This window comes from Nesterenkonia sp. HG001, from assembly GCF_034438835.1.
Taxonomy (GTDB): domain Bacteria; phylum Actinomycetota; class Actinomycetes; order Actinomycetales; family Micrococcaceae; genus Nesterenkonia; species Nesterenkonia xinjiangensis.
Map to the genome: position 1 here is coordinate 385,987 of NZ_JAOSZD010000004.1, position 20,630 is coordinate 406,616.

The following is a 20,630-nucleotide window of genomic DNA, read 5'->3' on the forward strand; positions in this document are numbered from 1 at the left end:
ACACCCACATCCCACCCGAAGACTCACCAGAGCATGTTCACCGTCACCACTGAAAGGACGACATTATGACCAAGAAGCCGATCATGACCCCTGAGGCCTGCCGTCCGGGAGGCCCGTATGCGCATGCCGTGCGCGCCGGCGACTTCGTGTTCCTCTCCGGGGCCACACCGCACCGGCCCGACGGAACCCTGGTCGACGGCGGCTTCGCCACCCAGGCCAAGGTCACCTTCGACCACCTGGCCGCCATCGCCGCCTCCGCTGACGCCAGTCTCGATCAGGCCGTCCGTGTGGGTGTCTACCTGCTGGATCTGGGCAACTTCGCCGGCATGAACGAGCTATTCCCGCAGTACTTCGGGGAGGGGCAGGTGGCCCGCACCACGCTGCAGGCGGATCTTCCCGGATTCGAGATCGAGGTGGATGCGGTGCTGTATTCGCCCCTCTCAGGCTCCGGGGGGTGACCGGCAGTGGACGTCACACCACACCCTGTCTATCTGGGTGTCTTCATCGGATTCGTCATCCTCATGCTGGTCGTCGGGATCCTGATAGCCCGGAGGACCAAGACGGGTGAGGACTTCCTGCTGGCCGGGCGGAACCTGACCACGCCGCTGCTGCTGGCGACCACGCTGGCCACCTTGGTGGGGACCGGCTCCAGTCTGGGCGCCGTCGGCTTTGGCTATGAGAACGGGTGGGCCGGGGCCCTCTACGGCATCGGCGGAGCCACCGGCGTGCTACTCCTGATGCTGCTCTTCGCCGGGGTTCGGAAGCACGGCTTCATGACCTACTCCGAGGAGGTCAGCTTCTACTACGGGGCGGACCGGAAGGTGAAGGGCCTCGTCGCCGTGGTCCTCCTGCTGGCCAGCGTGGGGTGGCTGGGTGCTCACATCATGGGCGGATCCATCTACCTGACCTACCTCACGGGAATCGACATCGACCTGGCCAAGGTCATTGTGGCCCTCGGCTTCGGGATCTACACCGTGGTCGGAGGTTACCTCGCCGTGGTGATCACCGACGCCATCCAGGGGACCCTGCTCTTTCTGGGCTTCACCGGACTGGCGGTGCTGGCCGTCGTGACGTTGGGCGGATTCTCCGGCCTGGACGCCGCCTCTGGCGAGGAGGCCATGGGAACGCTGCCGGCTGTGTCCTTCGCGGCCGTCATCGCCGTGGGCGTGCTCGCCACTCCCTCCTTCCGGCAACGCATCTACTCGGCGAGGAACACCCAGGTGGTGCGACGCAGCTTCCTCTGGGTGGCGGGGCTGTTCGCGGCCTTCGCTGTGATGCCCGCGCTCGTCGGCATGGCTGCCTACAGCCTGAACCCGGATCTGGCATCACCTGACATGGCGTTCCCCTACCTCGCCACGGAGGTCTTCCCCCTGGCGGTGGGAGCGTTCCTGCTGGTGGCGGGGCTCTCGGCGACCATGTCCTCCGGGGACTCCGATGCGGTGACGGCTGTGACGATCCTGCTGCGCGACGTCGTCCAGATGGTCACCGGTCGGATGCCGAAGAAGGAGAAGATGGTCCTGTACTCACGGGTCTCCCTGGTCTGTGTCCTGGTCCTGGCGCTGGCCGGAGCGTTGATCGCCGACACGGTCATCGGGTACATCACCACGATGATCTCGACGATCCTCGCCGGACTCTTCGTGGCCTCCGTGCTGGGGCGGTTCTGGTCCCGTTCCACCTGGCAGGGTGGAATGGCGGCGATCGTGGCCGGCTCCGCCACGTCCCTCATCGTGCAGGCCAACGCCACCTGGAGCGAGTTCTGGGGCAGCCCGGTGTTCCCCTCCCTCGCCGTGGCCACGGCGGCCTGCGTGCTGGTCAGTCTGATCACTCCCCGGTCCCAGGTCTCCGAACAGGAGGCCCTGGACCAGCTCGCGGCGGAGCGGGCCCAGATCGACGTCGGCACTACGGTGCGGGCGGACGCATCCTGACCCTGCGCCAGGGCGTGAGACGTCGGCCCCGTGGCTCTCCTCGTGTCGGAGAGCCACGGGGCCGACGTCTGAGTGGGCGCCTGGATATTCTGACGGTGTGGCGAGTTGGTCTGGAGAGCTACGGACACTCGTGACGTTGGCGACGCCGCCCGCGGTCGAGTCGCAGACCAGTAGCCGACGGGTCCTGCGCGACTCGCGTCACGTCATGTCGGGGTCGGCGAGTTCGATGGGATCCCGGCGGAACATCCGCGTAGTCCAGAGCAGATAGGCGAATCCGACGGCCACCCAGATACCCCCGACGATCTTGGCGCTGGGTTCGAGGCTGAACCACAGGGCGACGTTGATGAGCAGCCCTATGCTCGGCAGCGCGACCCAGCCGAAGGCGCTGCCGTTGCCGGTGGGCCGGACGATCCGGAGATAGGCCGCGATGACCGAGGCGTTCACGGCGGCGAAGGCGATGAATGCACCGAAGTTGATCAGCGAGGCAGCGGCCTCCAGATCGAGTAACAGCGCAGAGCAGGCCAGAATCGCGATGAAGAGGATGTTCATCACCGGAACCTGAGTGGTGGGCGAGAGGCGACCGAACATGCCCCGCGGAATCATGCCGTCCCGGCCCATCGCGAACAGCAGACGGGCTGCCGTCATCTGCTGTGTCAGACCACAGCCGAGGACGGCGAACATGTAGCCGGCCACGAAGAGCGCCTGGAACGCCGCACCGCCGATGTGTCGGGCGATCTCCGGAGAGGCGCTGACGATGTCGTCGACCTGCGAGACGTCGGGGAAGATCACCTGCATCAGGTACGTCGTGACGATGAAGAAGATCCCCGCGCCGATGACAATGATGAGGATGGCCCGAGGGATGTCTCGTCGCGGGTGGACCGCCTCTTCAGACATGGTGGTGACGGCATCAAAGCCGAGGAAGGAGAGTGCCAGCAGCGAGGCTCCGCTGATCAGGGCGGCGGTTGGCACGTCACTGGGTGAGAACGGTGTCATGGACAGTTCGTTTCCACTGCCCGCTGTGACGATGTTCCGCACGGCGAACACGATGAAGGCTCCGGCCGCCACGATCTGCACCAGGACGAGCAGCAGGTTGGCCCGGGCCGCCAGGTGCACTCCCAGGAGGTTGAACAGTGTGCACACCGCGATGGTGGACAGCACCCAGATCCAGGAGGGCACCCTCGGAAGGACCGCAGACATGTAGATCGCCGCCAGCAGCGCATTCAGCATGGGAAGCAGCAGGTATCCCAGTGTCGCGGACCAGCCGACCAGGAAGCCTACGGAAGGGTTCAGAGTGCGTCGGGCGTAGGTATAGGCCGATCCGGCGCTGGGGTGGAGTCGGCACATGCGCGCATAGCTCAGGGCGGTGATCAGCATCGCCGCCATCGTGATGAGGTACGCCAGGGGTACGCGACCGTCGGTTGCGAAGGCCACGATGCCGAACATGTCGAAGACAGCCATGGGGGCCATGTAGGCGAGGCCGACGAACACGATATGCCGCAGGCGCAGCGTTCTGCGCAGCGGTGGGGTTGCTTGGTGGACTCGGGCATCCTCAGCAACGGACGCCGGGGTGGTCAGCGTCGGCGGTCCGGTGCCCGGCTCGAGTGGTTCGGAGGTGGTTGCCGGTGGTTCCGGGGTGGGGTCGTGCGGCATGACGTGGTGTCTCCCTCGGGTGAAGGTGTGGGGTGCGAGTCATGGCAGGGATCAATGGGCTGAGCAAGCACCCATCGGGGCGGGGTCCGCAGGCGTTGCGCTGGTCGCGGCGGCGTCGTGGACGATCTCACCTCCCACGATGGTCAGGGCGGCGTGCTGCTCCAGCAGCGCCGCAGGCTCTTCGGTGTGCCGGTAGAGGTCGTCCGACCAGACGACGAGGTCAGCTCGGGCCCCGAGTCGAAGGACTCCCAGCTGCTCTTCGGCATGCCAGGCCCACGCCCCTTCGGCGGTGTACCCCTGCAGGGCCGCGTCGAGGCCGATCCGTTCGACCGGAGTCCAGGTGTCCGCACCGTCCAGGCTGGCCCGAGTCAGGGCTGAGTAGATCCCGACCAGCGGATCCATCTCGCCGACCTGCCAGTCGCTGGACAAGGCCACATGCGCTCCAGACTCCATGAGCGATCGGATCCGCCACGCCCGGCCCCAGCGCTCTTCGCCCACGTTGTCCATCCATGTCCCGCGGATCAGGTCCGGGGAGGTGTGCCGTGGCTGCATGGCCGCAGTGACTCCCAGGGCGGAGAAGCGCGGAAGGTCAGCAGGGGCGAGGCATTCGACGTGCACGATCCCGTGGCGACGGTCGACGGTTCCGTTGGTCCGCTGGGCCTGTTCGATCGCATCCAGAGCCAGACGTACGCCGCCGTCACCGGTCGCGTGGGTGTGGGTCTGGAATCCGAGCCTGTCCAGTTCGGTGATGATCCGGGTCAGCTCGCCCAACGGGGCCGAGGGATGCCCTCGATGACCGGGACGGTTCGCGTAGTCCTCCAGCATCCATGCGGTGTGCGGTTCGATGACGTCATCGGCGTAGAGTTTCACCGGGCCGAAGCGCAACCTGTCTGAGGCCGGGACGACGTCGGCGGCCTCCCGCAGCTCTCGGCGGAATGCGGCGTCGGCGTCGATCGGATGGAACAGCGCGCCGATGACTCGAGAGGACAGACGCCCTTCGGACTCGGCGCGCAGCAGCAGTGCCTGCTCTGCCAACGGCACCTGGGGCTCCACCACAGTGGTGATGCCGGACCGAGTGGCCATCTCCAGGCTGCCCAGGAGCTTGCGATAGCGGCGCTCGGGGGAGTACATCGGGATGTCACGCTGCAGGGCTGCGAGCCCGGCGGTGGTCATCGCACTGGTGTAGAAGTCGGTGATCCAACCCGTGGGTGCACCGTCGGTGTCACGTTCGGGCACGCCCCAGGCGAGCTCCGCGCCGTCGTCGATGCCGAGTGCGCGCAGCGCGACGTCATTGAGCCAGACCGAATGTTGATCGTAGGTGGTGACGAAGACGGGGCGGTCGGTGAGGCCTGCCAAGTCGTCCGCACGGGGACGTCGGCCGGCGACCACCGAGTACACCGCGTTCTCGGCGCAGATCCAGTCCAGGTCCGGCCGTGAGACTGCCAGCCCGTGGATCCGGCGCCGTACCTCGTCGAGGGTCTCCGCCCCTTCCAGGCTGACGGCGTCCGGGTCGAAGCCGAGCAGCAGGTGATTGTGGCTGTCGATGAGGCCAGGGGTGATCAGGGCCCCGTCGGCGCGGTGCACGTGGTGGGCGGCGGGGGCATCCTGCGAGTTCCCGATGTAGGTGATGCGGTCCCCGGTGATGCCCACCGCCTGAGCCCAGGGAAGGTCTTGGGCGAAAGTGCGGACTCGCGCGTCGGTCAACAGCAGGTCGAGCATGGTGGTCCCTTCAGGTGGCGATCCAATTCTTTGACGGTGGCGTCAAATAATTGGATGAAGAGTGACATGCGTCATGCGGTACTGTCAATGAATGGCCCGTCCCAGAAACCAGACGCAGCGCAGACAGGACCTCATCGCCGCGACGATCGACACCGTCGGACGCAAAGGACTGCGGGCCCTGTCGATGACCGATGTCGCGGAGCAGGCGGGGCTGACCAGGGGCGCTGTGCTCTATTACTACGAAGACCTGGAGTCTCTGCTCGTCGAAGCGCACCGGGCAGGGATCGAGCGACTTGGGGAGCGGCGAGACACACTCGTCCGGGGTGTGGACTCGTCGGCGGAGCAGCTGGCCGTCGCGATCCGCACCGGGCTGCCGGATGGGCCTGAAGACGCGCTGATGCGGCTGCTCTACGAATTCGACGTCCTGGCGGGCACCTCACAGGTGCACGATGAGCTCGTGGAGGCGCTGTACCGGCGCCAGCTCGCCACCTATACCTCGATCCTTCAGCGAGGGGCAGCGTCCGGGGACTTCGCGCCACGGACAAGCATCGAGACCCTGGCCATGAATCTCGTGGCGCTGGAGGATGCCTATGGTCTTCACATCGTAGCCGGGAACAGCCTCATCACCGTGGAGATGGCGGAGAAGGCGATGCGCGAAGCCGCCGCCGGGCTGGGGGCACCTCCGGGGGCGGTGCCGTCCGGCACGACCGCAGCACCGTCGGGGGACACCCCCTGAACCTGCCGGCCGAGCCTGCGGGTCCTGGAGGTTCGTCGGAGGTCCGCCCTGACTGCACGGTCCGCGTGGGCGCCTGGATACCCTGAGGGTGTGGTGAGTTGGTCTGGAGTTGTGGGTACTCGATTCGATCGACTCGAGTACCCACAACTCCAGACCAACTCAGCGCAGGGGCAGTGCCTCAGGAGCGCAGGGGTCAGCCCTGCAGGAACGCCGCGAACCGGTCGGCGTCGATGTTGCCTCCGGTGGCGACGGTCAGGACCTTCTTCCCGCGCAGATCCTCCAGCAGACCCTCTTGGAAGGCGGCGACGCCGACCGCCCCGGATCCCTCGATCATCTGCCGGTGGTGCTGGGCGAGCCAGGCGACGGCCTCAGCGATGCTGTTCTCCGAGACCGCCACGAAGTCGTCCACGTGCTCCAGCACGACCTGCAGATTCAGCTCTCCGATGTCTCCCGGCAGCCCGTCCGCCCAGGAGGATCGATAGGGGACGTCCACGCGGTGCCCGGCGGCGAAGCTGGCCCCGAACTTCGCTGAGACCTCGGGTTGGACTCCGATGATCCGGATCCCCGGGCTGATGGCCTTGGCCGCCACAGCGATCCCGGAGATCAGCCCGCCGCCTCCGACGGGCACCACGATCGCCTCCAGGTCCGGGTGCTCCAGCAGCGCCTCCAGCGCCACCGTGCCCTGCCCGGCGATGATGCGCGGATCGTCATAGGAATGCACGTAGACCGCACCGCACTCCTCCGCGAGCGCCCAGGCGTGCGCCTCGGCGTCGTCGTAGGAGGAGCCGTGGACGATCAGCTCCGCTCCGAGCGTCCGCGCGCCCGCCTTCTTGGTCTCCGGGGTTGTCTCCGGCACCACGATCGTGGCCGGGACCCCCTGGGCGGCGGCCGCCCAGCTCAGCCCCTGGGCATGATTGCCCGAGGACGCGGTGACGACGCCGCGGGAGCGTTCGGCCGCTGTCAGCGAGTCCACGGTGTTCAGCGCCCCGCGGGCCTTGAATGAGCCGGTGACCTGCTGGTTCTCCCATTTGAGGAGCACCTCGGCGCCGGACTCCGCGGAGAGCGTGGGGGAGGACTCCACCGCCGTGGTGCGCACCCGGCCGCGCAGGCGGCGGTGGGCGGTGACGACGTCGTGCAGGCTCGGCGGACGGTTCATGGGGCCTCGTTCTTCTTGGGGGTGGCTTGTTCTCACTGGGCGGCTGGTTCTCACTGGTCGGATGGTCCCCAGTGGGGCGGTGCGGATCTCGGACGGTGCGGGCGACTACGCCCCAGCCGCTGCAGGCGGCCGGGGCGTCGTCGGGGCTCTGGCTCGGCAGCCGGGACGATCAGTAGAACAGGTGCGCCAGGCCGATGATGATCGGCAGGGTGATGAGCGTGCGCAGCAGGAAGATCATCACCAGGTGGTGGAGACGGACCGGGATCTTCGAGGCCAGCAGCAGCCCGCCCACCTCGGACATGAAGATCAGCTGGGTGACGGAGAGGCAGCCGATGATGAACCGGGTCATCTCCGCCTCGATGCCCGCACCGATCACCGCCGGCAGCAGCATGTCGGCGAAGCCGATGAACAGCGTCTCCGAGGCGGCGGCGGCCTCCGGGACGCCCAGCAGCTCCAGGACCGGCACGAAGGGCGCGCCCAGCCAGGAGAACAGCGGGGTGTGCTCGGCGATCAGGACCGCCACCGTGCCCACGGCCATGATGATGGGGATGATGCCGACCCACATCTCCAGCACGTTGGAGGCACCACGGCGGCCGATGTCGCCGATCCGCGCCGTGGATGAGCGCTCCAGGGCGCTGTCCCATGCCCGGCGCAGGACATGGGCCCGCCCGCCGACGGCAGCTCCGGCTCCGGCGGCGTCGGCGTCGTGCGCGGCGTGGTCCTGCGCCTCGGTGCCCTGGGCCGGGACCCAGTCGGCGTAGCTGTCGCTGAACCGGGAGAGCGGCGGGATGCGCGGCATAATCATCGCCGCCGCGAGCCCGGCGACCACAATGGTGGCGTAGAAGGGCGCGAACATGTGCTGCAGGCTCAGGTAGCCCATGATCACGATCGTGAACGTCAGCGAGACCACGTTGAACGTGGTGCCCAGCACCGCCGCCTCACGCTTGGTGTAGTAGCCCTGCACATACTGCTGGTTGGTCATCAGCACACCGATGGTGGCGTCACCCAGCCAGGAGGCGAGGCTGTCGATCGAGGAGCGTCCGGGGACGGTGAACAGCGGGCGCATCACCTTGTTGAGCAGCACCCCGGCGAACTCCAGCAGGCCGAAGTTCAGCAGCAGCGGCAGCAGGAACCCGGCGAAGAAGAACACGGTGACCATGACGGCGGCGAGGCCGAAGATCAGGTCCCCGGTGTCCTCGCCCCAGAGCCACTCCGGGCCGAGCTGGAGCACCGTCATCAGTCCGAACACCAGGCCGAGCACACGCAGGCCGAACCAGACCGGGGTGGTCGAGAACAGCGCCCGCACGAGGTGGCGCTCCTTCCACGTCTCCGGGAAGGTCCGGTAGGCGAGGGTCCCGACGACTGAGACCGCCATCAGACCCACTGTCAGCCAGGGGAGAGCCCCGGCCAGTCCGTCCTGCGCGGCGCCGGCGAGGAAGGCCACCGGGATGGTGATCGAGCCCTCGCCGTCCGGGACGGGCACGACGAAGATCATGAGCCCCAGCAGAGAGGGGATCAGGAACCAGGGGACGGCGCGCTGAGTGGATGTCTGGGTCATGGTCGGGTCCTCACCTTGTGGTGGACAGCAGAGCGGGGGAGTCTGAGGTGGGCAGGGGCGGTGTCCGAGTGTGCCAGGAGAGCGCCAGATATGCGGCGGCGCTGAGCAGGAACGCCGGGATGCTCGCTCCGACGGCCAGCGGCCAGACGTAGGTCCAGCAGTAGATGGACGCCGCACCGGCGACCCAGACGACGAACGCGCGCCAGTTCGCTCCGTGGCGGTACCAGTAGTCACCGCCGGAAGCCTCCAGGATGTCCCGGGTGTAGCGGGCACGGCGCAGCACATAGTAGTCGATCAGCAGGATGGCGAAGACCGGGATGAAGAACGCGCTGATCATCACCAGGAAGTCGGTGAACTGGTCCAGCAGGGCGAGCCAGGTCGACCCCAGCACCGAGATGCCGCCCAGCACCAGTGCCGTGGGCAGGAAACGGAACCGACGCCCGGCGCGGAAGCCCACCGCCGAGGTGGTCATGCCGTAGACGGCCATGGTGTTGGTGGCCATCACGGAGAAGAAGATCACGACGGCCACCGGTGTGCCGAAGCCCTCCACGAAGGCCACTGGATCGAAGGCCTCCGGCGAGCTGCCGGAGGCGATCAGGTAGGAGATCCCGGTGAGCCCCAGCAGCATCGCCAGCACGGTGGAGGTGGTGTAGCCCAGACCGGAGCCGACGACGCCGGCCCGCGGAGTGCGGGCGAAGCGGTTGAAGTCCGCCGAGAGCACCGTCCAGGAGATCGCCGTGGCGATGACGATGTCCAGGGCGGTGATCGAGGTCATCTCGGCCCCGGGGTCCTCGGGCAGCGACTGGAAGTCCGTCACCGAGTAGGCAGAGAGCGCGAGGTAGAAGACGTAGCCCATCACGGCCAGGATGAAGACCGCGAGCCACGGCTCCACCTTGGCGATCCCGGAATGCCCGAAGATCGCCAGGGAGACCACGATGATCTCGCAGACCACCGACCACAGCACCGGGTTGGACCAGCCGGTGAAGCCTGAGACCAGATGGTCCACCGTGATGCCGGCCAGCATGGCCTGCACCCAGCTCCATCCCATGAGCACCACGACGTTGGCGGCCACCGTCAGCATGGATCCGCGCAGCCCGAACGGCCCCCGGGTCAGCGCCATGGTGGCCAGTCCGGTGCGGGTGCCGATGGCGCCGACGGCGGTCAGCACCGCCGCGCCGACCAGCGTGCCGATCAGGATCGCGGTGACCGCCGCCCCGTAGCCGATGCCCGGCACGAACAGGGTGCCGGTCAGCATGGTGGTGACCACCAGGTTGGCGGCCAGCCAGATCATGAAGATCCGGCGGCCGGAGAGGTGACCGGTGACCGGGTGGCCGGTCTCGGAGTGCGTCTCGAGGTGCTGGTCCAGGCGGCGGTAGAGGTTCATGGGATCAGTCTCGCTGGGTGTTCTCGAGCTGGGTGTTCTCGAGCTGGAGGTTCTTGGACCGGCCCATCGCGGAGATCAGCTCGTAGACCACGTGGCTGGCCGCGACCGCGGTCAGCTGGGCGTGGTCATAGGCGGGGGCCACTTCGACGACGTCGGCGCCGACGATGTTCAGGTCCGAGAGCGCGCGGATGATCCGCAGCAGCTCGCGGGAGGTCATGCCGCCGGCCTCCGGGGTGCCGGTGCCGGGGGCATGGGCCGGGTCGAGGACGTCGATGTCGATGGAGATGTACACCGGGCGGTCGCCGAGCCGGGCACGCAGCCGCTCGACGGCGGCGGGCACCCCGTGCTCCTCGATGAAGTCGGTGGTGGTGATCTCGAAGCCCAGGCGGGCGTCGTCGTCGAGGTCCTTCTTGCCGTAGAGCGGGCCGCGGATGCCCAGGTGGGCGCTGGCGGTCAGGTCGATGTAGCCGTCCTCGGACGCGCGGCGGAAGGGAGTGCCGTGGGTGACCGGGGCACCGAAGTAGGTGTCCCAGGTGTCCAGGTGGGCATCGGCGTGGAGCACGGCTACCGGGCCGTGCTTCTCCGCCATCGTGCGCAGCAGCGGGTAGGCGATGGTGTGGTCGCCGCCGATGACGACCAGCCGGTCTGCGCGGGTGAGCAGATCGCGGGCACCGTCGGCGACCTGCTGGACGGCCTCGTCCAGGTTGAACGGGTTGGCGACCAGGTCACCGGCGTCGGCGACCTGCTGGACCTCGAACGGGGAGATGTCCTGAGCCGGGTTGTACGGGCGCAGCAGCCGCGAGGCCTCGCGGACGTGGGAGGGGCCGAATCGGGCGCCGGGCCGGTAGCTGACACCGGTGTCGAAGGGTACCCCGGCCACGGCGATGTCGGCGTGGCCCACTTCGTGGAGCTCAGGCAGCAGGGCGTAGGTGGCGCGTCCCGCATAGCGCGGGGTCTTGGAACTGTCACGGGGGCCGACAGGGGTGTTCTTGGTGGAGTCCTGAGGTGTCATGGTGTCCTTTCGGGCGGGGGAGGCAGGAGGAGCAGGCTGCCCGGTGCAGGCAGGAGGGTGGTGGGGAGGGTTCAGTCCAGAGAGATGGGCTTGAGCTCGTCCCAGACGTCTCCCGGGCCGGGGTTCTGGGCCGCGGTGGTTCCGCCCAGATGGTCCATCACGCCCCAGACGGCGTTGAGCGCGGTGGTGACGGCGCCATCCGCCCAGCCTGCGGTGAAGGAGATGTCGTCGCCGGCGAGGAAGACGCCGCGCTGGTGCTCGGGCAGGTCCTTCTGGACGAAGTGGTTGAAGAGCCTCTCCTGGTACCGGTAGTGGCCCGGGAGGTTGTTCTTGAAGGCGCCCATGAAGTTGGGGTCCGCCTCCCAGGAGACGGTGATCGGCTGGCCGATGATGTGGGATCCGATGTCCAGGTTCGGGTAGATCTTGTGCAGCGAGTGCAGCATGAGCCGGGTGCGCTCGTCGGCGTCCAGCGGCAGCCATTTCAGGGCGTCGTCGTTCCAGGTGTAGGAAAGCAGGATCGCCGCAGGCCTGCCCGGCCCTTCGTCCAGCAGGTAGGTGGCCCGGGGGAGGCGGTCGGTCAGCGTCATGGACATCACCGGGCGACCGGTCTCGGGGTCGATGTCGCGCCAGAACGGGCGGTCGACCATGACGAAGGTCTTCGAGGAGAGCATGTAGTGGCTCTTCTCGATGGCGTTCCACATCTCCGGGTCGAACAGCTCCTCATCGGTGTCGATACGGGCCGAGAGCAGCCAGGACTGGCAGGTGACCACGGCGGCCGGGTAGGTGACGGTGCGTCCCCACTTCTCGGCGATGGTGACCCCGCCGGCGGGCAGGGAGTCGTCCTCGCCGCGGTGGATGCCGATGACCGCGCCGCGGGGCGCGCCGCTGTGCAGCGACTCCAGGGACGTGCCCTGCGGCCAGTGGACGATGTCCTCCGGTGCGTGGCGCCACAGCGATTCGGGGAGCCGCTGGGCCCCGCCGACGATGCCGCGATGGTCGTCGTCGGCGTCGGTGAAGACGACGCGCAGGACCTCGAGCACGGAGTTGGGGAAGTCGGTGTCCCAGCCGCCGGAGCCGAAGCCCACTTGGCCGAAGGTCTCGATGTGCTTCCAGCTCAACGCCTTGAACGCCTCGGAGCCGGCGACGAAGCCGTAGAAGGACTCATCGTCGAAGCGGGACACCAGCTCGTTCCAGAGGCGCTTGAGCTCGGCGGCGTCACGGTGACGGATGGCATCCTGGACGGCGTCGAGCTCGGCCTCGTCGCGCAGGGCCTTCTTCCAGGCCTCGGCGACGTCGCGATAGAGCTGCGGCAGCTCGGCCTCGGTCTCGGCGTAGGTCGGCTCGGGCTCGTGGGCCAGATCGATGACGGTCGAGGGGGTCACGGGGGAGAGCGGGTTCGGGAAGGCACGGGTCTCCAGGTCCAGCAGGTCCACATAGTGGTAGAAGGCGCGGCCGGTGGTGGGGAAGCGCATCCCGCCGAGGTCCACAACGACGTCGGGGGCGCCGTCGAAGGACTGGGACTTCAGCCGGCCACCGATCCCGGCAGCCTCATAGATCACCGGCTTCAGGCCCATCTTCATCAGCTCATACGCCGCGACGACGCCGGCCAGCCCGGCTCCCACCACGGCCACCTCGGTGCCGTGGGCCTGCTGGGGGATCTGCCCGAGGCCGGCGGCGCTGGCCAGGTAGTGGTCGTAGCTGAACGGGAAGTCCGGGCTGAGCATCGTCAGAGGCGGAGCGTCGGCGGGACGTTCGGCGGCGTAGGACTCGTCGTGCAGCGGGGTCGACATCGTCATGGGCGGATCCTTGGTCTCGAGCAGGTTCAGGTGTGAGCCTCACGGGCGGCCGTGATCAGGGTATCGAGCGGGTCTGACCCCGCAGAGGGTGGGCGGCGCGGGGCAGAGGAGTGTGAGGTGAATCTACTGAGATGGACGTCACAGGGCAAGGCTGGAAGAATTGTCTCACGCTGCATCTGATTCAGTTCTGTCCACTCATCGTCGCCAGCGTGCACCGTATGAGACTCAAGTGCGGCTATATGCTTTGTTTCTGTCAGCTTTCGCTGGCAGGGGATGGTTTCTCGGGCGGGATCCGGAACGCAGGAGGGGAGACGGCATGGCGACGTCGATCGACGATGAGCTCATCGCTGCGCTGCAGGAGGACGGGCGGGCCAGCTATCAGGCCCTGGCTGAGCGGCTCGGGGCCCCGCGCGCTGTGGTGTCGGCGCGGGTGCGGGAGCTGCTGGACTCCGGGGCGGTGCGGATCGTGGCCGCGGCGGATCCGGCCTTCCTGGGGGAGAGCTGCCTGGCCCATGTGGCCATCACCGGCAGCGGTGAGCTCGGCGCGGTGATCGAGGAGCTGCGTGCCCGTGATGACATCCCTCTGGTCTCGGCAATCTCCGGCTCGCAGGACCTGGTGGTGGAGGTGCGGGCCGCCGACCATGCCGCGCTCTTCGAGGTGCTGGCCCACGTGCGGGCCTTTCCCGAGGTCGCGCGGCTGCGCACTGCCGTCTACACCGATGTCCTGCGCGGCTCCTTCATCTCTGACTATGGCGGGGGCGGACGGATCGACCAGATCGACAGCGAGCTCGTGGAGCTGCTGCGCCACGACGGCCGCACCAGCTACCGGGATCTCGCCCGGCAGGTGCGGCTCTCGCCCACGGCAGTGCGCAGCCGGGTGCGGCGGATGCTCGAGGACCGCATCCTGCGGATCAGCGCCGTGGTCACCCACAGCGCCCAGGCGCGCCGGGTGAAGGTCGGCGTCGGACTCCACCTGGGCGGCGATGACCAGTCGGTGGCGCAGCGTCTGATGGGCTACCCGGAGACGGAGTTCGCCGCGTTCAGCGTGGGCCCCTTCGACCTGATCGCGACGCTGGCATCCTCCGTGCCTGCCGATGTCTTCGCCCGGCTCGACGACCTCAAGGGTCTCGCCGGGGTGACGGGCATGGAGACTTGGTTCCACCTGCAGACGCTCAAGGAGGACTACTCCCGCGCGATCTGAACGCCGCTGAGGTGTTGCCTCCGATTTTCAATCTCTCACCGGAGGCGATGTCTCGGTGGGGAGTCAGTCCAGTCAGTCCTCTGGGGAGTGGGCGAGGCTCCAGGCCCGCAGGGCCAGATGCACGTCCAGGTGGCGCGGGGCACGATCCCAGCCTTCCCCGAGCACCCGGCGGATCGACTGGAGCCGCTGTTTGACCGTGCTGCGGTGCAGGAACAGAGCCTCGGCGGTCCGATCGATGCGTCGGTCGGTCTCGAAGTAGGTGGCCGCCGTGCGGGTCAGCTCGGTCCCGCGCTGGGCGTCATGGGCCACCAGCGGGGAGATCGGCACGGTCAGGTCGATCGGTTCGCCCCGGGCGTCGGACTGCTCGGCGGCATGGACGACGGCGCCCACGAGCCCGACGGCGTCGGCATCCACCAGCCCCTCCCGGCCGCCCAGGCGCATCGCCGCCAGCGCCATCTGGGCGATCCTGTGGTGACGCGGGAGCGCCCGCACCGAGGACATCGGCCCGGACCAGGTGCCGCGCACCGTCAGCCCCTGCTCGGAGATCCGGCTCAGCGCGGCCTCGACCCAGCGCTGCTCGTCGAAGATCACGCACAGCTGGTCGCCGAGCGGCGCCGCCAGACGGGTGCCGGGCAGGCCACGGATCAGCCGGCGCAGGACGGCGTCGGCGTCCTTGTCCGGGACGAGCACCGCGACCCACGCCGGGTCGTGGACTCCCAGCTGCCAGCGCCGGAGCCGCTGCGCGAGCCGGTGCTCGGAGATGGGCCGGGCGGTGAGCAGCTCCTCGATGACGTCGAGCTGCTGCCGATGCTGCGCGTCCTCCTGGGCGCGGACGAACTGCAGGGCCAGGGCCATGTGGAGCGCGGCATGGTCGAGCAGCTGCCGACTGGCCGGGTCCTCCGCCGCCCGCGTGGCCAGGAAGCCCATCGCCTCCTCACCGGAGCGCACCGCCACCACGGTGACGTCGAGCTCCTCGTCCTCGCCGTCACGGCGGTCGGCCTCACCGTCCTGGTGCAGCGCGCGTCGGGTGCCGACGGCCTCCTCCAGCCGGGCGAGACGCGGCGGCCGGCGGAGCAGCGGGCCGGCGTCCTCGGGAGCCACGGCGATCTGCTCCCCGGAGGCGGACAGCAGCGCCACGGGAGCTCCGAGGGCCCGGGCAGTCAGAGTGAGGACACCGTCGTCGGTGGGGGAGCGCAGGATCTCGTCGAGGAGGTCGGCGTCGAACTCCATGACCTGGGTGCGGGAGACCAGCTCCTCCTGGCTCCGCTCGTGCTGACGGCTCAGCAGCTCCGCGTCCCGCAGTGCCCGGGTGTAGCGTTCCGCGTTGTCCAGGGCGACGGCGGCGTGCTTGCCCAGCGAGTCGGCGGTGTCGATCTCCTCGGGGCTGAACACCCGGGAGGCGCGCTCTGCCACCATGAGGGCGCCGATGACCCGCCCGCCGATCAGCAGCGGGACCCCCATGATCGTCAGCACGCCCTCGCCGGCGACGATCTCATCGATGGAGTCCAGGTGCGGGATCGACTCGTCGCGCAGATAGTCGGTGGTCTGGTAGGGAGCGACGCCGGTGGCCACCCGGCCCAGGATCCCGTAGCCGATGGGCATTCTCAGCGTCCGGTACTCGGTGGTGGCGACGCCGTCGGACTGCCGGATGTAGGTCTCCCCGGAGGGATGATCGTTGAGACTGATGTAGGCCATGTCGGAGCGCAGCAGGTGCCGGGTCCGCCGCACGATGGACTGCAGCACCGACTCCACGTCCTGCAGGCTGGAGAGCTCTGCGGCGGTGTCCAGCAGCGCACGGAGCAGGGCCTCCCGCCCGTGCCCCGGCGAGATGTGCGGCGGAGAGCTGTGCTCTGTGGGGCTCCGGCGGGCAGGCTCCCGCGCCGCGTCTGTGTCCGTCATGGACACATTATAGGTGCAGAACCCTCCACCATGGCTGTGGCTGATCTGTCGTGCAGCTGATGTGATCGTTCAGAAGACGACGTGGCGGAGGCCACATCCGCGCACACGCCCAGCGCCGGCCCCGCACCGTCGGCCCACCACCACCTGCACCCGCCCGCACCGCCCCTGGAGATGCCCTGTGAAGATCAGAGGTGCCGTCCTCGAAGAGATCGGCCGCCCCCGCCCCTATGCCTCCACTGCTCCGCTGACGATCAGCGAGCTCACCCTGGAGGATCCCGGCCCCACCGAGATCCTGGTCAGGATGGAGGCCGCCGGCGTCTGCCATTCGGACCTCTCCGTGGTCAATGGTCACCGGGAGCGTCCGGTCCCGATGCTGCTCGGCCACGAGGCGGCCGGCATCGTCGAGGCCGTAGGAGCCGACGTCGACGATCTCACCTGCGGCCAGCGCGTGGTGATGACCTTCCTGCCCCGCTGTGAGGCGTGTGAGAACTGCGCCGCCGGCGGCCGGCTGCCCTGCTCCCGCGGCTCCGCGGCCAACAACGCCGGAGAGCTGCTGCATGGCCACCGCCGCCTGCACCGTGGGGGTGGCACCGTGCACCATCATCTCGGGGTCTCCGGCTTCGCCACTCACGCGGTGGTCGACCGGGCCAGCGTGGTCCCGGTCGGCGACGATGTCCCGCCCCATGTGGCCGCCGTCCTCGGGTGCGCCGTGCTCACCGGCGGCGGCGCTCTGCTCAACGCCGCCCGCCCCGGGCCCCAGGAGAGCGTGATGATCGTCGGGCTCGGCGGCGTCGGGATGGCCGCGCTGATCACCGCATTGGCCGAGGGCTGCCCGCGCGTCATCGGGGTGGACACCGCCGACGACAAGCTGGCCATGGCCACGGACCTCGGCGCTCATGAGGCCTGGACTCCGCAGCAGATCACCGATCAGGGGATCACCGCCCATCACGTCATTGAATGCGCCGGCAACCCGCGGGCCTTCGAGGCCGCCTTCGCCGCCACCGCCCCGGGCGGGCGCACCGTCACCGCAGGTCTGCCGGCACCGACCGCGACCGCCACGATCTCCCCGCTGCGCATCACCGCGGAAGCTCGCACGGTGATCGGCTCCTACCTGGGCTCCTCGGTGCCGAGTCGGGACATCCCCCACTATGAGCAGCTCTGGCGCGAGGGGCGGCTTCCGGTGGACAGGCTCATCACCTCACGCATCCGGCTCGAGGACGTCAACCAGGCGATGGACGACCTCGAGGACGGCCGCGACGTGCGGCAGATCATCGAGTTCGACGCCGGACCCCTCACGGCGTCCTGACGCCCTGACCATCTCGCCCACCTCCACCGACAGGAAGCATGACCATGGCTCAGACGATCCAGAACCTCGGGGACTCTCCGGGAGAGCCGGGCGACGGCGCCCCCTCCTCGCCCCATTGGAAGGCCGGCCCCTTCGAAATCCGGCTGCCCTTCGTCCACTACCGGCTCGAATGGCCCGACTACACCCAGGGCCTGCTCATGTGCGCCGTGGACCTGGCGGCCATCCCGATGATGATCACTCTGCTGGGGATGCCCTTCGAAGTGGCGCTCGCGGTGATCCTGCTGAACGGCTTCCTCTACCTCACCCACCACCTCCTCGGAGATCCTGTGGTCCCCGGGTGGATCACACCGGCGATCCCTCTGGTGATGGCCTACTGCATGACGTTCCCTGAAGGACCCGAACGCGTCCACGCGCTGATCTCCTTCCAGATCCTGCTGGGCGTCTTCTCGATCCTGCTTGGGGTGACGGGGCTGGCCAAACGCGTGGTGCGCGCCATTCCGCCCGCCATCAAGGCCGGTGTGCTCATGGGCGCCGGCATCGCCGCGGTGCAGACCGTCTTCGGCGAGGAGGGCCAGTTCAACCAGTTCCCGGTGACCATCACCCTCGCCATCGGGCTGGCGTTCTTCCTGCTGTTCTCGCGGCAGTTCCCGGCCTGGCGGGAGCGCAGTCGACTCGCCATGCAGATCGGCAAGCTGGGTGTGCTGCCGGCCATCCTGGTGGCGGTCATCATCGCGCCGTTGGCGGGGGAGGCCCGCTGGTCCGAGATCGAGTGGGGCATCGTGCAGCCCGACTTCGTGACCCTGTGGCGCGAGTACACGGTCTTCGGGCTGGGCCTGCCGCCGCTGATGATGTTCGTGACCGCGATTCCGACGGTCCTTGCCACCTACATCGTGGTCTTCGGCGACACCCTCCAGGCGAACTCCGTGCTCAAGCAGGCCAACAAGGCTCGCCCCGATGAGAACGTGGCGTACAACCCGAACCGTTCGCACATGATCTTCGGGGCACGCAACGCGATCATGGGGGTCATCGGCCCGGACGTGGCGATGTGCGGGCCCTCCTGGTCGGCGATGCTCGTGGTCATCACCGAGCGGTACAAAGAGGGCAAGAAGGCCATGAAGTCCCTCTACGGGGGCGCGGGGTCCTTCCGCTGGGGCACCAATACGGGCCTGCTCCTGCTGCCCATCGTCACTCTGGTGGAGCCGGTGCTCGGTGTCGCGATGGCTCTGACGCTGCTCATCCAGGCATTCGTCAGCGTTCGGATCGGCATCATGGAGGCTCGGAGCCAGCGGGATCTGGGGATCGCCGGAGTGACGGCCGGGGCGCTGGCCCTGCTCGGTGCGGCCTGGGGTCTCGGTGTCGGGATCCTGCTGTGCCTGGTCATCTACGGCCGGGACTTCTTCCGCGGGGAGAACGACGGCACGTTCGCCGAGGAGCAGGACTGAGCCCTGCCCATACTGCGTTGTCTCCGCGGTTTGAGCCCTTCTGAGTCGTGATCCGACGTCAGAAGGGCCCGAACCGCGGAGGCAACATCGTCTGAGAGGCCTCACACCCAGTGGCGCACGCGGCCTCCGGTGATCACCCCGGCCACCGGGATGTTCGGGAGGTCGGAGGGTGTGACGGCGTACGGGTCTTCCCGCAGCACGGTGAAGTCGGCGAACATTCCGGGGCGGATCTCCCCGCTCAGATGCCCCATTCCCGCGGCATGTGCGGCTCCGGTGGTGAAGCCGACGATCGCCTCACCCACGCTGAGGCGCTCCTGGGGCTGCCAGCCGCCGTCGGGCCTGCCGTCCGGCCGTTGGCGGGTGACCGCCGCGTGGATCCCGCCCAGCGGCGACGGCGGCTCCACCGGCGCGTCCGAGCCGAAGGCGAGCGTGGCCCCGGCGTCGATCAGCGATCGCCAGGCGTAGGAGGCCATCGGCCGATCACCCATGAGGCGCTCGGCCAGCTCGAAGTCCGCGGTGGCATGCAGCGGCTGCATCGACGGCACCACGCCCAGAGCCGCGAAACGTCGCACGTCCTCCACGGCGAGATGCTGGGCGTGCTCGACTCGGTGCACCAGCGGAGACGACGGCACGACGCCGGAGCTCACCTGGTCCGCCAGCCACTGGTAGGCGTCCAGGACCAGCTCATTGGCGCGGTCGCCGATCGCGTGGGTGGCCACGGCCAGTCCGGCGCTCGCGGACCGGACTAGGAGATCGCGCAGTCCGGCCTCCTCGGTCACCGCAACCCCGTGCCCGTGCCCGGAGCCTGCCAGCGGCTCATGCATCAGGCACGTGTGGGATCCCAGGGCTCCGTCGGAGAAGATTTTCACCGGCCCGGTGCGCAGCCAGGCGTCGCCGGAGCCGGTGAAGCGTCCTTCGGCCAGTGCCACATCCAGCTCGGGGGCGAGGATCGCCTTGGTGACCCGCATCCTCAACCGCCCCGTCTCGTGCAGGGCGGCGAATCCGGCGCGGACGTCCTCGCCGTCGAAGTCGTGCACACCGACCAGCCCCTGGGCCCAGAGCTGCCGCTGGGCGTGTTCCAGCTGAGCGGTGAGGTCGCCGGCGGCGCCTGAGGCCAGGATCTGGTCGACCGCTCGCCCCGCGGACTCCCGCAGGATGCCGGTGAGCTGCCCGGTGCTGTCGCGGTCGAAGCTTCCGCCCACCGGGTCCGGCGTGGAGGCGTCCAGCCCCAGGGTTTCCAGGGCGGCGGAGTTGACCCACCAGGTGTGGGCATCGGTGGAGTGCAGAGCGGTGGGGAAGGCGCCGGTGACGGCGTCGAGCGCTCGGCGGTTCGGCACCAGGGGGACCTCCCAGATGTTGTGGTCCCAGGCCTGTCCGAAGATCCACTGTGGCTGTTGCGGCCAGGCGCCCTCGGCCTTGGCGGCCTCCACCCGGTCCCGCAGGTGGGTCGCGACCCGCTGGAGGGCAGTCTCCAGGGAGGTGCAGTCCCGCAGGTCGGCTGAGAACAGCCCTCGTGCGTAGAGGCCGGTGTGGACGTGGGCATCCACGAATCCGGGCAGCACCACCGCGCCCTGCAGGTCGATGACCTCCTCGCCGGCGGCGAGATCGGGATGCAGTCGTGTGGCCTGTCCGACGGCGGCCACGCGTTCGCCGCGGACCAGCACGGCGTCGCCGCGGACCTGACCGATGCGGGCTGAGGAGATCACTCGGGCGTTCACGAAAAGCGTCACGCGTTCACTCTAGCGAGAGTGTGCCGGGGAGCCGGAGGTCGACACCGTCGGCCACTGGATGGTCCGGTCCCCAGGCATGGGCAGGGCGGCGCCGGGGCTCCCGACGCCGCCCGCTC

Annotated in this window: 15 protein-coding genes; 6 read left to right on the forward strand and 9 right to left on the reverse strand. The window is 68.7% G+C overall.

Annotated elements, in window-relative coordinates:
* The first annotated feature begins 65 nt into the window (after positions 1–65).
* Complete coding sequence (locus ODE13_RS09360; RefSeq protein WP_179542047.1) at positions 66–458, forward strand: RidA family protein; 393 nt, start codon at positions 66–68, stop codon at positions 456–458.
* Positions 459–464: 6 nt separating this feature from the next.
* Positions 465–1,925, forward strand: coding sequence for a sodium:solute symporter family protein (locus ODE13_RS09365; RefSeq protein ID WP_322479030.1), 1,461 nt, complete (start codon positions 465–467; stop codon positions 1,923–1,925).
* Positions 1,926–2,123: 198 nt separating this feature from the next.
* Here ODE13_RS09365 and ODE13_RS09370 read toward each other — a convergent pair whose 3' ends face one another.
* Both ODE13_RS09370 and ODE13_RS09375 read right to left on the reverse strand, forming a co-directional pair.
* The gene (locus ODE13_RS09370) at positions 2,124–3,575 is read right to left on the reverse strand and encodes an APC family permease (RefSeq protein WP_322479031.1); all 1,452 of its coding nucleotides are present in this window, start codon (positions 3,573–3,575) and stop codon (positions 2,124–2,126) included.
* 51 nt (positions 3,576–3,626) lie between these two features.
* On the reverse strand, positions 3,627–5,294 hold the full coding sequence (locus ODE13_RS09375) for an amidohydrolase (protein WP_322479032.1): 1,668 nt from the start codon (positions 5,292–5,294) through the stop codon (positions 3,627–3,629).
* A 91-nt stretch (positions 5,295–5,385) separates the two neighbouring features.
* On the opposite strand from ODE13_RS09375, the gene ODE13_RS09380 reads away from it, so the two are divergent.
* Positions 5,386–6,030: a TetR/AcrR family transcriptional regulator gene (locus ODE13_RS09380; protein ID WP_322479033.1), complete on the forward strand. Its 645-nt coding sequence runs from the start codon at positions 5,386–5,388 to the stop codon at positions 6,028–6,030.
* 193 nt (positions 6,031–6,223) lie between these two features.
* Here the strand turns inward: ODE13_RS09380 and ODE13_RS09385 are convergent, their stop codons facing one another.
* The 5 genes from ODE13_RS09385 to ODE13_RS09405 form a co-directional block, all read right to left on the reverse strand.
* Positions 6,224–7,186 carry a threonine/serine dehydratase gene (locus ODE13_RS09385; protein ID WP_322479034.1) on the reverse strand — a complete coding sequence of 321 codons (963 nt, stop codon included), beginning with the start codon at positions 7,184–7,186 and terminating at the stop codon, positions 6,224–6,226.
* 169 nt (positions 7,187–7,355) lie between these two features.
* On the reverse strand, positions 7,356–8,744 hold the full coding sequence (locus ODE13_RS09390; protein WP_322479035.1) for a YjiH family protein: 1,389 nt from the start codon (positions 8,742–8,744) through the stop codon (positions 7,356–7,358).
* A gap of 10 nt (positions 8,745–8,754) precedes the next feature.
* On the reverse strand, positions 8,755–10,128 hold the full coding sequence (locus ODE13_RS09395) for a purine-cytosine permease family protein (RefSeq protein ID WP_322479036.1): 1,374 nt from the start codon (positions 10,126–10,128) through the stop codon (positions 8,755–8,757).
* A 4-nt stretch (positions 10,129–10,132) separates the two neighbouring features.
* Positions 10,133–11,140 (reverse strand): agmatinase, encoded by a 1,008-nt coding sequence (speB, locus tag ODE13_RS09400; protein WP_322479037.1) that lies wholly within the window; start codon positions 11,138–11,140, stop codon positions 10,133–10,135.
* Between the two features lie 71 nt (positions 11,141–11,211).
* The gene (locus tag ODE13_RS09405; protein ID WP_322479038.1) at positions 11,212–12,936 is read right to left on the reverse strand and encodes a flavin monoamine oxidase family protein; all 1,725 of its coding nucleotides are present in this window, start codon (positions 12,934–12,936) and stop codon (positions 11,212–11,214) included.
* Between the two features lie 316 nt (positions 12,937–13,252).
* Between ODE13_RS09405 and ODE13_RS09410 the strand changes: the two genes are divergently transcribed.
* A complete protein-coding gene (locus ODE13_RS09410) occupies positions 13,253–14,137 on the forward strand; it encodes an Lrp/AsnC family transcriptional regulator (protein WP_322479039.1) in 885 nt (294 codons plus the stop codon).
* Between the two features lie 72 nt (positions 14,138–14,209).
* Here the strand turns inward: ODE13_RS09410 and ODE13_RS09415 are convergent, their stop codons facing one another.
* Positions 14,210–16,036 (reverse strand): helix-turn-helix domain-containing protein, encoded by a 1,827-nt coding sequence (locus ODE13_RS09415; RefSeq protein ID WP_322479040.1) that lies wholly within the window; start codon positions 16,034–16,036, stop codon positions 14,210–14,212.
* Between the two features lie 178 nt (positions 16,037–16,214).
* Between ODE13_RS09415 and ODE13_RS09420 the strand changes: the two genes are divergently transcribed.
* Together ODE13_RS09420 and ODE13_RS09425 are read left to right on the forward strand one after the other, a co-directional pair.
* A complete protein-coding gene (locus ODE13_RS09420) occupies positions 16,215–17,342 on the forward strand; it encodes an alcohol dehydrogenase catalytic domain-containing protein (RefSeq protein WP_322479041.1) in 1,128 nt (375 codons plus the stop codon).
* Positions 17,343–17,386: 44 nt separating this feature from the next.
* The gene (locus ODE13_RS09425) at positions 17,387–18,784 is read left to right on the forward strand and encodes a solute carrier family 23 protein (RefSeq protein WP_179542056.1); all 1,398 of its coding nucleotides are present in this window, start codon (positions 17,387–17,389) and stop codon (positions 18,782–18,784) included.
* A 101-nt stretch (positions 18,785–18,885) separates the two neighbouring features.
* Here ODE13_RS09425 and ODE13_RS09430 read toward each other — a convergent pair whose 3' ends face one another.
* Positions 18,886–20,514, reverse strand: a complete 1,629-nt coding sequence (locus ODE13_RS09430; RefSeq protein WP_322479042.1) for an amidohydrolase — start codon at positions 20,512–20,514, stop codon at positions 18,886–18,888.
* Between the last annotated feature and the right edge of the window lie 116 nt (positions 20,515–20,630).

What these genes read in the sequence shown, in the direction of transcription:
- ODE13_RS09360 (WP_179542047.1), top strand. Translation starts at nt 66, where the DNA reads ATGACCAAGAAGCCGATCATGACCCCTGAGGCCTGCCGTCCGGGAGGC.
- ODE13_RS09370 (WP_322479031.1), bottom strand. Translation starts at nt 3,575, where the DNA reads ATGCCGCACGACCCCACCCCGGAACCACCGGCAACCACCTCCGAACCA.
- ODE13_RS09375 (WP_322479032.1), bottom strand. Translation starts at nt 5,294, where the DNA reads ATGCTCGACCTGCTGTTGACCGACGCGCGAGTCCGCACTTTCGCCCAA.
- ODE13_RS09380 (WP_322479033.1), top strand. Translation starts at nt 5,386, where the DNA reads ATGGCCCGTCCCAGAAACCAGACGCAGCGCAGACAGGACCTCATCGCC.
- ODE13_RS09385 (WP_322479034.1), bottom strand. Translation starts at nt 7,186, where the DNA reads ATGAACCGTCCGCCGAGCCTGCACGACGTCGTCACCGCCCACCGCCGC.
- ODE13_RS09390 (WP_322479035.1), bottom strand. Translation starts at nt 8,744, where the DNA reads ATGACCCAGACATCCACTCAGCGCGCCGTCCCCTGGTTCCTGATCCCC.
- ODE13_RS09395 (WP_322479036.1), bottom strand. Translation starts at nt 10,128, where the DNA reads ATGAACCTCTACCGCCGCCTGGACCAGCACCTCGAGACGCACTCCGAG.
- speB (WP_322479037.1), bottom strand. Translation starts at nt 11,140, where the DNA reads ATGACACCTCAGGACTCCACCAAGAACACCCCTGTCGGCCCCCGTGAC.
- ODE13_RS09405 (WP_322479038.1), bottom strand. Translation starts at nt 12,936, where the DNA reads ATGACGATGTCGACCCCGCTGCACGACGAGTCCTACGCCGCCGAACGT.
- ODE13_RS09410 (WP_322479039.1), top strand. Translation starts at nt 13,253, where the DNA reads ATGGCGACGTCGATCGACGATGAGCTCATCGCTGCGCTGCAGGAGGAC.
- ODE13_RS09415 (WP_322479040.1), bottom strand. Translation starts at nt 16,036, where the DNA reads ATGACGGACACAGACGCGGCGCGGGAGCCTGCCCGCCGGAGCCCCACA.
- ODE13_RS09425 (WP_179542056.1), top strand. Translation starts at nt 17,387, where the DNA reads ATGGCTCAGACGATCCAGAACCTCGGGGACTCTCCGGGAGAGCCGGGC.